The 13,165-nt window shown below is 72.2% G+C and carries 9 protein-coding genes and 1 riboswitch; of the genes, 7 read left to right on the top strand and 2 right to left on the bottom strand.

What is annotated here, in order from left to right; translation table 11 throughout:
* Nucleotides 1–66: 66 nt before the first annotated feature.
* Nucleotides 67–522: an Lrp/AsnC family transcriptional regulator gene (locus tag EV383_RS25230; RefSeq protein WP_242623301.1), complete on the bottom strand. Its 456-nt coding sequence runs from the start codon at nt 520–522 to the stop codon at nt 67–69.
* 155 nt (nt 523–677) lie between these two features.
* Between EV383_RS25230 and ald the strand changes: the two genes are divergently transcribed.
* The 3 genes from ald to EV383_RS25215 all read left to right on the top strand — a co-directional run bounded on the left by ald (nt 678) and on the right by EV383_RS25215 (nt 5,127).
* Nucleotides 678–1,790 (top strand): alanine dehydrogenase, encoded by a 1,113-nt coding sequence (ald, locus tag EV383_RS25225; RefSeq protein WP_130292234.1) that lies wholly within the window; start codon nt 678–680, stop codon nt 1,788–1,790.
* Nucleotides 1,791–1,925: 135 nt separating this feature from the next.
* A complete protein-coding gene (locus EV383_RS25220) occupies nt 1,926–3,479 on the top strand; it encodes an amino acid permease (protein ID WP_130292233.1) in 1,554 nt (517 codons plus the stop codon).
* 91 nt (nt 3,480–3,570) lie between these two features.
* Nucleotides 3,571–5,127 carry an amino acid permease gene (locus EV383_RS25215; protein ID WP_130292232.1) on the top strand — a complete coding sequence of 519 codons (1,557 nt, stop codon included), beginning with the start codon at nt 3,571–3,573 and terminating at the stop codon, nt 5,125–5,127.
* 79 nt (nt 5,128–5,206) lie between these two features.
* Here the strand turns inward: EV383_RS25215 and EV383_RS25210 are convergent, their stop codons facing one another.
* Nucleotides 5,207–6,841 carry a long-chain fatty acid--CoA ligase gene (locus EV383_RS25210; protein WP_130292231.1) on the bottom strand — a complete coding sequence of 545 codons (1,635 nt, stop codon included), beginning with the start codon at nt 6,839–6,841 and terminating at the stop codon, nt 5,207–5,209.
* 163 nt (nt 6,842–7,004) lie between these two features.
* Here EV383_RS25210 and EV383_RS25205 point away from each other — a divergent pair, with 163 nt between their 5' ends.
* The 4 genes from EV383_RS25205 (at nt 7,005) to EV383_RS25190 (ending at nt 13,147) form a co-directional block, all read left to right on the top strand.
* Complete coding sequence (locus tag EV383_RS25205; protein WP_207223656.1) at nt 7,005–8,318, top strand: glutamate mutase L; 1,314 nt, start codon at nt 7,005–7,007, stop codon at nt 8,316–8,318.
* Between the two features lie 128 nt (nt 8,319–8,446).
* A riboswitch (S-adenosyl-L-homocysteine riboswitch) is annotated at nt 8,447–8,523 on the top strand.
* Nucleotides 8,524–8,696: 173 nt separating this feature from the next.
* Complete coding sequence (ahcY, locus tag EV383_RS25200) at nt 8,697–10,199, top strand: adenosylhomocysteinase (protein WP_130292230.1); 1,503 nt, start codon at nt 8,697–8,699, stop codon at nt 10,197–10,199.
* A 111-nt stretch (nt 10,200–10,310) separates the two neighbouring features.
* Complete coding sequence (locus tag EV383_RS25195) at nt 10,311–10,955, top strand: response regulator transcription factor (RefSeq protein WP_130292229.1); 645 nt, start codon at nt 10,311–10,313, stop codon at nt 10,953–10,955.
* The gene (locus EV383_RS25190; RefSeq protein ID WP_130292228.1) at nt 10,952–13,147 is read left to right on the top strand and encodes an ATP-binding protein; all 2,196 of its coding nucleotides are present in this window, start codon (nt 10,952–10,954) and stop codon (nt 13,145–13,147) included. Before EV383_RS25195 ends, EV383_RS25190 begins: the two co-directional genes overlap by 4 nt.
* Nucleotides 13,148–13,165 lie beyond the last annotated feature (18 nt).

The following is a 13,165-nucleotide window of genomic DNA, read 5'->3' as shown; positions in this document are numbered from 1 at the left end:
GCCTTCCGCTGCACGAACGGAGCTCCCGTCCGGCCCGAGTGCACGAGCGGAGCTCTCGTCCGGTCGTCAGTAGGTGTGCGGCGGGCGGTGGTGCTCGAAGATCAGGCTCGTGCGGGTACCGGCGACGTCGCGGTGCGCGTTGAGCGTGGTGACGAGGTCGCGCAGCGAGCCGGTGTCGGCGGTGGCCACGCGGAGCAGGTAGTCGTCCTCGCCGGCCAGGAAGTAGACGTCGCGCACCTCGGGCAGGCGCCCGACCCGCTCGACGAACTCGGCCAGTCGGCTGCGCGCGTCGGCCTGCAGGCGGACCGAGATCATCGCCTGCAGCGGGTGTCCGGTCGCCGCCGGGTCGACGTCGGCGTGGTAGCCGCGGATCACCCCGCGCTCGCGCAGCGCGCGGACCCGGCCCAGGCACGTCGACGGCGCGATCCCGACCTGCTCGGCCAGCGCGCTGTTCGGTGTGCGGGCGTCGCGTTCGAGCAGGCGCAGCAGGGCCCGGTCGGTGGCGTCGAGGGGATGCCGCACATCCTTCGGTCCGGCCTCTCTCTCGGACCCGGTTGTCGCATCATCGACGGGCACAGCGCTCTCCTGAGAATATTCGTCGGTTCTGTTGGCGTGAGACGAACACATCTTCATCCTGGAGGCAAATAGGACGACGTCCACGAGGATGAGGAGAAGCTGTGCGGGTCTCGGTGCCGAAGGAGATCAAGGACAACGAGTTCCGGGTGGCGATCACCCCGGCCGGTGTCCACGAGCTGGTCGGGCGCGGCCACGAGGTGGTCGTCGAGCGCGACGCCGGTGCCGGCTCGGCCATCTCCGACGCCGATTTCAAGGCCGCCGGAGCGCAGGTGCTCGACGACGCGGCGGAGGTCTGGGCGTCGGCGGACATGCTGCTCAAGGTGAAGGAGCCGATCGAGGCCGAGTACGGCTTCCTGCGGCCCGACCTGACGCTGTTCACCTACCTGCACCTGGCCGCGTCGCGTCCCTGCACCGACGCCCTGCTGGCCGGCGGCACCACCGCGATCGCCTACGAGACCGTGCGCACCGCCGACGGGCGGCTGCCGCTGCTGGCCCCGATGAGCGAGGTCGCTGGCCGTCTCGCGCCGCAGGCCGGGGCGTACCACCTGATGGCCAACCGCGGCGGGCGCGGCGTGCTGATGGGCGGCGTCCCCGGCGCTCCCGGCGCCGACGTCGTCGTTCTGGGGGCCGGTGTCGCCGGCGCCAACGCCGTCGCGATCGCGGTCGGGATGGGTGCGCAGGTCACCGTCCTCGACATCGACCTGGACAAGCTCCGCCACCTCGACGAGCGCTACTCCGGACGGGTCCGCACCGCCTACTCGACGACGCTGTCGGTGCGCGAGGCCGCCGAGCGGGCCGACCTCGTGATCGGCGCCGTCCTGGTGCCCGGGGCCAAGGCCCCGACCCTGGTGCCGAACGACCTGGTGGCACGGATGCGCCCGGGCGCGGTGCTCGTCGACATCGCGATCGACCAGGGCGGCTGTTTCGCCGACTCCCGCCCGACCACGCACGCCGACCCGACCTACCGGGTGCACGACACCGTCTTCTACTGCGTCGCGAACATGCCCGGCGCCGTCCCGCACACCTCCACCCGTGCGCTGACCAACGCGACGCTGCCCTACGTGCTGCGCCTGGCCGACGCCGGCTGGCGCGACGCCCTGGCCGCCGACCCGGCCCTGGCCCACGGCCTCAACGCCCACGGCGGCGAGCTGTACTCGGCGGAGGTGGCCGCGGCGCACGAGCTGCCGCACGCCGAGATCCCCGCGGCGGGCTGACGGGCGGTCCCCGCCCGGGCCGACCGGGCCGGGCGCGGTGCACCACTGTGTCCGAATCGACTTGAACCTCATGTTTTGCCCAGTTTCTCCCCGATGTCTTCCTCGGAGGCGGGGCGCGACGTAGGTTCCCGGTCCATGACGGATACCCGCCGTGGGAGCGGCATCTTCCGGACGAAGTCGGTCGAACAGGCCATCCGGGACACCGAGGAACCCGAGTTCCAGCTGAAAAAGGCCCTCGGGCCGGTCCAGCTGACGGTGATGGGCATCGGGGTGCTCATCGGCACCGGAGTGTTCGTGCTCGCCGGTGAGGCCGCCGCCCTCTACTCGGGCCCCGCGGTGTCGCTGTCGTTCCTGATCAGCGGCGTGGTGTGCGCACTGGCAGCCCTCTGTTACGCCGAGTTCGCCTCGACCGTGCCGGTCGCCGGCAGCGCGTACACGTTCTCCTACGCCTCGATGGGCGAGTTCATCGCCTGGATGATCGGCTGGGACCTGATCCTCGAGTTCACCCTGGGCGCCGCGACGGTGGCCAAGGGCTGGAGCGGGTACTTCGACAGCGTCCTCGGCGGCCTCGGGATCACCGTGCCCGAGGCGATCTCGGGCGGCCCCGGCAGCGGCGGCGTCATCGACCTGCCCGCCGTGTTCGTCGCGCTGCTGATGATGGTCGTCCTGATCATCGGCATCCGGCTCAGCGCCTGGGTGAACGCGACCATCACCTCGCTCAAGCTGCTGATCGTGGGCGCCATCATCGTGATCGGCGCCTTCTACGTGACCGGGTCGAACTGGACGCCGTTCATCCCGCCGTCGCAGCCCGCCGACTACAGCACCGACGCCGGCGTCCCGCTGCTCCTGCAGATCTTCGGTATCGACACCGGGTTCGGCCTCACCGGCGTGTTCACCGGCGCGGCGCTGGTGTTCTTCGCCTACCTCGGGTTCGACATCGTGGCGACCCTGTCCGAGGAGGTGAAGAACCCGCAGAGGACGATGCCGATCGGCATCCTGGCCTCGCTGGCCATCGCGACCGTGCTCTACATCGTCGTCTCGCTGATCTACACCGGGATCCTGCCCTACGACCAGCTCGGCGTGGAGGCTCCCGCCGCGGCGGCCATGGCGGCCACCGGCGTCCCGGCCGCGGAGTTCGTCATCTCGCTCGGCATCCTGATCGGGCTCACCGTCGTGATCATGACGCTGATGCTGGGCCAGACCCGGGTCGCGTTCGCGATGAGCCGCGACCACCTGCTCCCGCCGGCCCTGGCCAAGGTGCACCCGACGTTCCGCACCCCGTACCGGCTCACGATCATCACCGGTGTCGTCGCCGCGATCCTCGGCGGCTTCCTGGAGCTCACCGAGCTGGGCCAGCTGGTCAACATCGGCACGCTCGCCGCGTTCGTCCTGGTCTCGATCGGCGTGATCGTGCTGCGGCGGACCCGCCCGGACCTGCCGCGGGCGTTCAAGACGCCGTTCGTCCCGGTCCTGCCGATCGTCTCGGCCCTGGCGTGCCTGGCCGTCGCGCTGTTCCTGCCCGCCGGTACCTGGATCCGGTTCATCGGCTGGATGGTGCTCGGCGCGGTCGTCTACTACTTCTACGGACGCCGCCGCAGCCGCCTGGTGACCGGTGAGTCGGCCGGTGGGGTGGTCGGCGGCAGCGGCCAGACCGTCACGCGGCACCGCGACGACGACACCGACGGCTGAGAGGGGAGGCCGGGCCGGAACCTTATCGTTGCCTCAGGTCCGGCCCGGACCTCTTCCGTTGCGCGGGACAAGCGCCGTAGGTTCCCGACCCATGACGGTGACCAACCGCCCGGGGGGCGGGCGCCGGGTCAAATCGGTGGAGCAGTCGATCCGCGACACCGACGAGCCCGGCACGAAACTGAAGAAGGAACTGGGCACGCTCGACCTGATCGTGTTCGGCGTCGCGGTGGTGATCGGGGCGGGGATCTTCACCCTCGCCGCGAGCACCGCCGGCAACGTCGCCGGACCGTCGGTGTCGATCTCGTTCGTGCTCGCCGCGGTCGCCTGTGCGCTGGCCGCGCTCTGCTACGCCGAGTTCGCCTCCACCGTTCCGGTGGCGGGATCGGCCTACACGTTCTCCTACGCCACGCTGGGCGAGTTCGTCGCCTGGATCATCGGCTGGGACCTGGTCCTGGAGTTCGCGGTCGGCTCGGCCTACGTCTCCACGGGCTGGTCGGAGTACCTGCAGCAGGTGCTCGAGCTGGCCGGTCTGGACATCCCGACCAAGTTCGAGCTGGGCGGGTTCTTCACGTTCAACTGGGGCGCGCTGATCCTGGTGGTCGCGCTGGCCACGCTGCTCTACCGCGGCACGAAGCTCTCCAGCCGGGTCAGCCTCGTGATCACCACGATCAAGGTCGCGATCGTGCTGTTCGTGATCATCCTAGGCCTGTTCTACGTCCGTGCGGCGAACTACACGCCGTTCATCCCGGAGCCGGCGCCGGGGACCATCGAGTCCGGTGGCGGGATCAAGCAGTCGCTGCTGTCGTTCTTCGGCGGGGCGTCGGGCAGCGTCTACGGCTACTACGGGCTCTTCGCCGCCGCGGCCGTCGTGTTCTTCGCCTTCATCGGCTTCGACGCGGTCGCCACGACGGCGGAGGAGACGAAGAACCCGTCGAAGGCGCTGCCGCGGGGCATCCTCGGCTCGCTGGCCATCGTCACCGTGCTCTACGTCGCGGTCGCCCTGGTGCTCACCGGGATGGTGCCCTACACCGACCTCGCGACCCAGCCGGACGGCACGAAGGCGACGCTGGCCACCGCGTTCTCCTCGCTCGGGGTGGACTGGGCGGCGGCGATCATCGCGATCGGCGCCCTGCTCGGCCTCACCACCGTGGTGATGGTGCTGATGCTCGGCCAGATCCGGGTGCTGTTCGCGATGTCGCGCGACGGCCTGCTGCCGACCTCGCTGGCCAAGACCGGCTCGCGGGGAACGCCGGGCCGGGCCACCTGGCTGATCGGCACCGTGGTCGCGCTGATCGCGACGTTCTTCCCGGCCGAGGACCTCGAGCAGATGGTCAACATCGGCACGCTGTTCGCGTTCGTGCTGGTCTCGATCGGCGTGATCATCCTGCGCCGTACCCGCCCGGAGCTGCCGCGGGCCTTCCGCACCCCGCTGGTGCCGCTGGTGCCGATCCTCGCCGTCCTGGCCTGCGTCTGGCTGATGCTGAGCCTGTCGGTGGAGACCTGGCTGCGGTTCGTCATCTGGATGGTGCTCGGCGTCGCCGTGTACGTGTTCTACGGCCGCTCGCACTCGCTGGTCGGGATCCGTCAGCGCTCCGGTCAGGGGGAGGCCCCGCCGGAGACGGCCGAGCAGGACACGACCAGTCCCTGACCCCGGTCCACGCCTCAACGAGCGGCACCCTCGTCGCAAAGATTGCGACGAGGGTGCCGCTCGTTGGTTCTCGTACGGCTCAGGCGTCGGGCGCGGCGACCTGGTAACCGCCGAACTTCTCGCGCAGGGTCTTCTTGGAGAACTTGCCGACGCTGGTCTTGGGCACCTCGTCGATGAACTCGACGGCGTCGGGCAGCCACCACTTCGCCACCCGGGACTCGAGGAAGTCCAGGATCTCCTGCGCGGTGACGCTCTGCCCGTCCTTGACCACGACGCAGGCGATCGGGCGCTCGACCCACTTCTCGTGCGGGATCGCGATCACCGCGGCCTCGGCGACGGCGGGGTGGGCCATGATCTCGTTCTCCAGCTCCACCGAGCTGATCCACTCACCGCCGGACTTCACCAGATCCTTGGTGCGGTCCACCAGGCGGAACGAGCCGTGACGGTCGACCGTGGCGACGTCGCCGGTGCGCAGCCAGCCGTCGGCGGTGTACTGCTCGCCGCCGCCCTCGCCGCGGTAGTACTCCTTCGCGATCCACGGTCCGGCGGCCTGGATCTCCCCGGTCGCGGAGTCGTCCCAGGGCTGCTCTTCGCCGGTGTCGGGGTCGGCGATCCGCAGCTCCACCAGCGGCGCCGGGAAGCCCTGCCGCGCGCGGGCGTCGGCCTTGGCGTCGTCGGACCAGTCGTCCATGTGCGAGTTGATCGAGGAGACGGTCGCGATCGGAGAGGTCTCGGTCATGCCCCAGGCCTGCAGCATCGGGACGCCGAGCTTCTCGCGGTAGGCCTCCGACAGCGACTTCGGCACCGCCGACCCGCCGCAGAGCACGGACCGGATCGACGAGAGGTCGGCCCCGTCCAGGAGCGGGATCATGCCCATCCAGATCGTCGGCACGCCGCCGGTGACGGTCACCTTGTGCTCGGCGAGCAGGTCCACGATCGCCTGCGGGGTCATGTTCGGGCCGGGGAACACCACGCTCGCCCCGGCCAGCAGGCAGCCGTAGGGCAGTCCCCAGGCGTTCGCGTGGAACATCGGCACCACCGGCAGCACGACGTCGTGCTCGGACAGCGCGATCCCGTCGGCGACGAGGGTGATCAGCGAGTGCAGCAGAGCCGAGCGGTGGCTGTAGACCACGCCCTTCGGGTTCCCGGTGGTCCCGGACGTGTAGCACATGGCCGCGGCGCGGTTCTCGTCATCGACGGAGAAACGCCCGGCGAACGGCTCGGCCGCGGCGAGGAGCTCCTCGTAGTCGTGGATCCGCGGGTCGTCCGGGATCTCGGCGGACGCGCCGTCGTCGATCACCACGAAGTGCTTGACGGTCTCGAACTTCGCCACGTTCGGCCACAGCAGCGGCAGCAGGGACCGGTCGACGAACACGACCTCGTCCTCGGCGTGGTTGGCGATGTAGACGAGCTGCTCGGGGAAGAGCCGGATGTTGAGCGTGTGCAGGACACGGCCGGTGCACGGTGCGGCCAGGTAGAGCTCGAGGTGGCGGGAGGTGTTCCAGCAGAACGTCCCGACGCGGCCGTCGGCACCGATTCCGAGGGTGTCGAGCACGGTGGCCAGCCGGCGTACCCGGACCGCCCAGTCGGCGATGGAGATGGTGTCCTGACCGGTCGCGGTGGCGGTCACGATCTTCTTGTGCCCGAACAGCTGCTCGGCGCGGTGGAAGACGTGGGGCAGCGTGAGCGGCCGGTCCTGCATGAGGCCCAGCATGGGAGCACCTCCGGGTGTCGTGGATCACGGGAAACTACCGTCTCCGCGCCCCGGAATCACCGTCCGTTTAGTCCGATCTCGGTGTCCGGCAACCGGCCGTGTCGCAGAAATGGACGGTTCGGCTACTCACGGCGACGGCCCGGCGCCAGTAGGCTCGCTGCTCATGACCGATCCGAGTCCTGCCGACCCGATGGCGCCCGCGGTGTGCCTGGACGTCGGGTCGTGCTGGACGAAGGCCGTGCTGGTGCACCCGGACGGTTCGCTGGCCGGGTTCGCCGAGCACCCGACGACGGCCGAGGACGTCCTGGCCGGCGTCGACGCCGCCGTCGCCGGGGCGGCCGCGTCGTCGGGACGGCGGGGCTCGCCCGCGCCGGACGTGCTGGCCTGCTCCTCGGCCGGGGGCTCGTTGCGCCTGGCCGTCGTCGGCGTGGAGCGCCTGGCCGCGGTCGAGGCCGCGCACCAGGTCTGCCGCTCGGCCGGGGCGCGGGTGGTGCACGTGCACGCCGGACCGCTGGAGGGCGGGGCGGTGCGCGAGCTGCGCAGCAACCGTCCGGGCGTGGTGCTGCTCGTCGGCGGGTCCGACGGCGACGACCCGGAGGTCCTGCTGCACAACGCGAGCCGCCTGGCCCGGGCCCGCGGCCGCTATCCGGTCGTGCTGGCCGGGAACTCCTCGGCCCGCGACGACGCGCTGGGCCTGCTGCGCTCCACCGGGCGCACCGTCACCGCCTGCCCCAACGTCGCACCGCGGCCCGGGGAGATCGTCCCGGACGCCGCACGAGCCGCCGTCGCGGAGCTCTACTCCCGTCACGTGCTGGGCCTCGGGGCCGGACCGGGTGGTCCCCGGTTCCGCCGCCTTGTGCGCACCCGCACACCGGTCGCGGTCGGCGACGGGGTCCTCGCGCTGGCCCGGGCGGCCGGCACCGGGGTGATCGTGGTCGACGTCGGGTCCGCCACCACCGACGTCCACTCCGCGGGCCCCTACGACGCCGTCGGCCTGGCCACGGTGGAGGGCGACCTCGGGGTGCGCTCCAGCGCGGCCGGGGTACTGGTGGAGGCCCAGACCGAGGGCGTGGTGGACCCGGTGGAGGCCGACCTGCTCGCGCCCTCGGTCGCTGCGCTGGCGACGTCCGGGCCCTCGGTGCCCGCCGACCGCGGCAGTGCGGCGGAGGACCGGCGCCTGGCGGCGATCGCGTCGGTGGTGGCGCTGCGGCGGCACCTGCGCCGGCGCAGCGCCGACCCGCGTGCGGGTGAGATCGGTCTCGTCGTACTCACCGGCGGGGTGTTCCGCCAGCGTGACTCGGCGGGGCTGGCCGCGGTCGCCGAGACGGTCCGCCGCGACCCGGTGCTGATGGGTCCGCTGACCGGCGTCGCGGTCCGGGTGGACAGCGGGTCCGTGCTGGCACCGGCGGGGTTGCTGGCGTCACACGGCCGGGCCCCGGCCGCCGAGACGCTGCTGCGCGACCACCTGCTGGACTGACTCCGACCTGCGACGACGGCCCGCCCGCCGGTGGACGCGCCGGTGTCAAGGGCGTCGCCGGTACGGGTCACTTCCGGTTGACAGCACCCGGAACGTCTCGGGATCCTGGTACGGCAATCGCGTAGTCGACGGTCGAGAGGCGCTGCAGCGGGCACATGCCCGCCACGCTCGACCGATGGCCATTGCACAAGGGCGCCTGACTCGGAAGAGGAGGCTGCCCCGGTCGATGTTCCGGCCGTCCGGTCCACACCGGGCGCAGCCGAGGAACCCGGCACCGCCCCGGACCGTCTCCGGAGAGCGGGCCCGCTTCAGGGCCGGACGAGCACCACACGTGTGCCGCCGGCCGACGTTTGCCCTACGAGGAGGCGCACCAACCTTATGACCGCATCCGACACGACCAACCACCCGAAGCTGCAGCACGCGGGTGGTCTGGACTTCGCCGTCGCCGACATCAACGGCCACGAGGCCGGGCGCAAGGACATCCGCCTGGCCGAGAACGAGATGCCCGGTCTGATCGACCTGCGTCGCGAGTACTCCGAGGCCAAGCCGCTGCACGGCGCCCGGATCGCCGGTTCGCTGCACATGACCACACAGACCGCCGTGCTGATCGAGACGCTCGTCAGCCTCGGCGCCCAGGTCCGCTGGGTCTCCTGCAACATCTTCTCGACCCAGGACGACTCCGCCGCCGCCGCGGTCGTCGGCCCGAACGGCACCCCGGAGAACCCGCAGGGCGTCCCGGTCTTCGCTTGGAAGGGCGAGACCCTCGAGGACTACTGGTGGTGCACCGAGCAGCTGTTCAAGTTCACCGACGAGAACGGCAAGATCGTCGGACCGAACATGATCCTCGACGACGGTGGTGACGCCACCCTGCTCGTGCACAAGGGCGTCGAGTTCGAGCAGACCGGCGTCGTGCCGACGTTCGAGGACGACGACCTGACCGTCTCCGACGAGGAGCGCGTCGTGTTCGACACCCTGCGCCGCAGCCTCGCCGAGGACCCGCAGCGGTGGACCACGATCAACTCCGACATCCGCGGAGTGACCGAGGAGACCACCACCGGCGTCAACCGCCTCTACCAGCTGGCCGAGCAGGGCAAGCTGCTGTTCCCGGCGATCAACGTCAACGACTCGGTCACCAAGTCGAAGTTCGACAACAAGTACGGCATCCGGCACTCGCTGCTGGACGGGCTCAACCGCGCCACCGACGTCCTGATCGGCGGCAAGGTCGCGGTCGTGGCCGGCTACGGCGACGTCGGCAAGGGCTGCGCCGAGGCGCTGGCCGGTCAGGGCGCCCGCGTCCTGGTCTCCGAGGTCGACCCGATCTGCGCCCTCCAGGCGCTGCTCGAGGGCTTCCAGGTCGCCCGGATCGAGGATGTCATCCACACCGCCGACGTGGTCATCACCACGACCGGCAACAAGGACATCATCACCACCGAGCTCATGCAGAAGATGAAGCACCAGGCGATCCTGGCCAACGTCGGTCACTTCGACAACGAGATCGACATGGCCGGCCTGGGCCGCATCCAGGGCATCCGGAAGAACAACATCAAGCCGCAGGTCGACGAGTGGATCTTCCCGGACGGGCACACCATCCTGGTGCTCTCCGAGGGCCGCCTGATGAACCTGGGCAACGCGACCGGGCACCCGTCGTTCGTGATGAGCAACAGCTTCGCGAACCAGACGATCGCGCAGATCGAGCTGTTCACCAAGCACGACGAGTACAACAACGAGGTGTACCGCCTGCCGAAGCACCTCGACGAGAAGGTCGCCAAGGTGCACGTGCTGGCGCTCGGCGGCGAGCTGACCAAGCTCACCAAGGACCAGGCCGAGTACATCGGCGTGGACGTCGAGGGGCCGTACAAGCCGGAGCACTACCGCTACTGAGGTAGCCCCGCAGCTTCACCGCCGGCGCGGCGGTCGCGATCAGCGGCCGCCGCGCCAGCGTTTGCGTGATCCGCTCTCCCGGAACGTCGCCCGGGTTGGCAGGATCGACCCATGACGCCGCTCACGGTCGCCGCCGTCGACGACCACCCGGTCGTCCTCACCGGTCTGCGGGCGCACCTGACGACCCACGCCCCCGACGTCGTCTGGGTCGCGGCGGCCTCCACGGTGGACGAGCTGACGGTCGCCGCCGCGCAGGTGCCCGCCGTCGTGCTGCTGGACCTGCGCCTGGCCGACGGCAGCGACGTCGCGTCCAACGTCGAGCGCCTGCGCGAGTGGGGCGCCGCGGTGCTGCTGTTCACCACCGAGCACCGCCCCGCGCCCGTCCGCCGGGGGATCGAGGCCGGTGCGTCCGGCCTGGTGCTCAAGGGCGACCCGGAGGACCGGCTGCTCGAGGCGGTGCGGTCGGTCGCCCGCGGCGAGGCCTACGTCTCCGGCGAGCTCGCCCACCAGATCGTCAACGACCCCGCCGGGCGCGTCCGGCTCTCCGAACGCCAGCTCTCCGTGCTCGGGCTGATGGCACGCGGGCTCCCGCGACGGATGATCGCCGCGCAGCTGCACGTCACCGAGGCGACCCTGCAGACCTACCGCGAACGGGCGCTCGAGGCCTACGCCGCGCGGGGCGTCGTGTTCGACGAGCCCAAGGAACTGCCCTGGCGGGCCTACGCCGACGGGCACCTCGACCTGGACCGGGGATGAACTTCCGGGCCGGCGTCGAGGTCGGCCTGCAACGCGCCTACGCCGTCCTCCTGGTGCTGTTCGGGGCGAGCTGGGCGGCGCTGGCCGTGCAGGGACTGGGCGGGACCGGGCCGGTCGGCGGCGCGCCCCTGTCGACGGCGGCGGCCGTCGCGTTCGTGGTGACGTCGGCGGTGCTGGTGGTCCGCGGCCTCACGACCCGGCTCGGCCCGGCCGACGTCGCGGTGATGGCGCTGGTCGACGCCGCGGTGCAGGTGGCCTTCGTGCTGGAGGAGCCGGCGGGCCTGGTCGTCGGCTACCGGACGCAGCCGGGCGTCGCGGCACTGGTGCCGTTGCTGACGCTGGCGCCGCGGCGCTTCGGGATCCCCGGGGCGGCCGGGGTGGTGGGCCTGCTGGTCGTCACGTCGATCCCGGCCGACGGGGTCCTCGCCGCGTTCCTCAACGTCTGGCCGCTGCTCGTCGCGGGGTCGATCGCGGCCGGGATGGCGCCCGCCCTGCGCACGGCCGGCGCCCGGGCGGATGCCGCGGCGCGGGCCGAGCGTGACGCCCGGATCGCCGCCGACGTCGCGGGCGCGGAGCGGGAGGCCTCCGCCGAGTTCGCGCGGATCCTGCACGACGACGTCTCCGCGGCCCTGCGCGGCGCCGCCACGCCCACCGTCCCGGCCGACGAGCGCCGCGCCGAGGCCCGGCGCGCGGTCGAGGCGCTGGACGGGTCGCCGGGCACGGCGGCGGAGACCGGCGAGGTCGACCTGCGCGAGACCCTCGCCGGACTGACCGGGCACACGCCACGCCGGACGACGGTGCCGGACGCCCCGGTCCCGGTCCCCGCGGGCGTGGCCGACGCGGTCCTGGGCGCCACCCGCGAGGCGCTGCGCAACGTCGACCGGCACGCCGGTGCGAACGAGGTGGCGCTGCGGCTCGACGACGGTCCCCGTCCCCGGGTGACGATCTCCGACGACGGCGCGGGCTTCGACCCCGCGTCCACCGACGGCTCGGCGGGGATCGCCGGCTCGATCGTCGGGCGGATGGCCTCGGTGGGCGGGACGGCGACCGTCGGGAGCGCACCCGGCCGCGGGACGACGGTGACGCTGACCTGGGAGCCGGACGACCCGGAGCCGGGCCCGGCCCCCACCGGGCGGGTGGCGCTGCTGGTGGCGGCCACCGGCGACGTCCGCCGCCCGCTCTACGCGGTCACCGTCGGCTACCTCGCGATCATGGCGATGGTGGCGCTGCTGCAGCCCGGCCAGGTGCCGCAGGCCCGCTGGTTCCTGCTCTGGTACGCCGTGGTCTGCGCGCTCACCGTGCTGCTGATCGTGCGTTCCCGGACCGGGGTCGGGCCGGTGCCCGCACTGGCCGCGGCGGCGTTCGCCGTCGGCGGGGCGGTGCTCAGCGTGGCCGTCGTGCCGTACGAGGACCTGCTGACGTTCGCGTCCTGGCCGGTCGGGGCGGTGGCGCCGCTGCTGACCGTCCTGGTGATCGTGCGGCCGTCGCCGGAGGCGTTGCTCGCGGTGCTGGCGGAGCAGGCCGGCATCGTGCTGGTGCTCGCCATCGGGCCGATGGCCGGGACGGCGGTCGGTGACGTGGTCCTGTTCGCCCTGCCGATGCTGGTCGCGCCCGCGCTGGGGACGCTGATGGGCGCGCTGCTCGGGGTGACGATCCGCCGTCTGGGCCGGGCGACGATCGAGGCCAACGCCCGCCGCGCCGCCGTCGACGCCGGTGCCGCCGCGGACCGGGTCCGCAGGACGGTGCGCGACCGCCGGATCGCCGCGCTGCACGAGGAGGTGCGCCCGTTCTTGGCCTCCGTCGCGGCCGGGACCGACGACCCGGTGACCCGGCGGGCGACGGCGACCGCGCTCGAGATGGCGATCCGTGACGAGCTGCACCTGCCCGGCGTGCTCGACCGGGAGCTGCGCGCCGCCGTCGACGCCGCCCGCGCGACCGGGTGCCGGGTCGTGCTCCAGACCGCGGCGGGGGTGCGGTTCGACCCCGGCCTGGTCGCGGCCCTGCTGCGCCCGGTGCTCGGCGGGACGCCGCCCGGCGAGATCGTGCTGGGCCTGCACGACGATGACGGCGCCACCACGGCGAGCCTCGTCGTCGTGCCCGGCCGGGAGCTGGCCCCGCCGGACGGCGCGCGGGTCACCATGCGCGACGTGACCCCGGAGTACGCGTGGGTCGAGGTCGTCGTCTCCGCGTGAGCGCGCCGCCCGGTGCGG

It is taken from the genome of Pseudonocardia sediminis (assembly GCF_004217185.1).
Classification (GTDB): domain Bacteria; phylum Actinomycetota; class Actinomycetes; order Mycobacteriales; family Pseudonocardiaceae; genus Pseudonocardia; species Pseudonocardia sediminis.
The sequence above is the reverse complement of the archived record's forward strand: the minus strand, read 5'-3'. Positions and strand labels throughout refer to the sequence as shown.

What these genes read in the sequence shown, in the direction of transcription:
- EV383_RS25220 (WP_130292233.1), top strand. Translation starts at nt 1,926, where the DNA reads ATGACGGATACCCGCCGTGGGAGCGGCATCTTCCGGACGAAGTCGGTC.
- EV383_RS25215 (WP_130292232.1), top strand. Translation starts at nt 3,571, where the DNA reads ATGACGGTGACCAACCGCCCGGGGGGCGGGCGCCGGGTCAAATCGGTG.
- EV383_RS25210 (WP_130292231.1), bottom strand. Translation starts at nt 6,841, where the DNA reads ATGCTGGGCCTCATGCAGGACCGGCCGCTCACGCTGCCCCACGTCTTC.
- EV383_RS25205 (WP_207223656.1), top strand. Translation starts at nt 7,005, where the DNA reads ATGACCGATCCGAGTCCTGCCGACCCGATGGCGCCCGCGGTGTGCCTG.
- ahcY (WP_130292230.1), top strand. Translation starts at nt 8,697, where the DNA reads ATGACCGCATCCGACACGACCAACCACCCGAAGCTGCAGCACGCGGGT.
- EV383_RS25195 (WP_130292229.1), top strand. Translation starts at nt 10,311, where the DNA reads ATGACGCCGCTCACGGTCGCCGCCGTCGACGACCACCCGGTCGTCCTC.
- EV383_RS25190 (WP_130292228.1), top strand. Translation starts at nt 10,952, where the DNA reads ATGAACTTCCGGGCCGGCGTCGAGGTCGGCCTGCAACGCGCCTACGCC.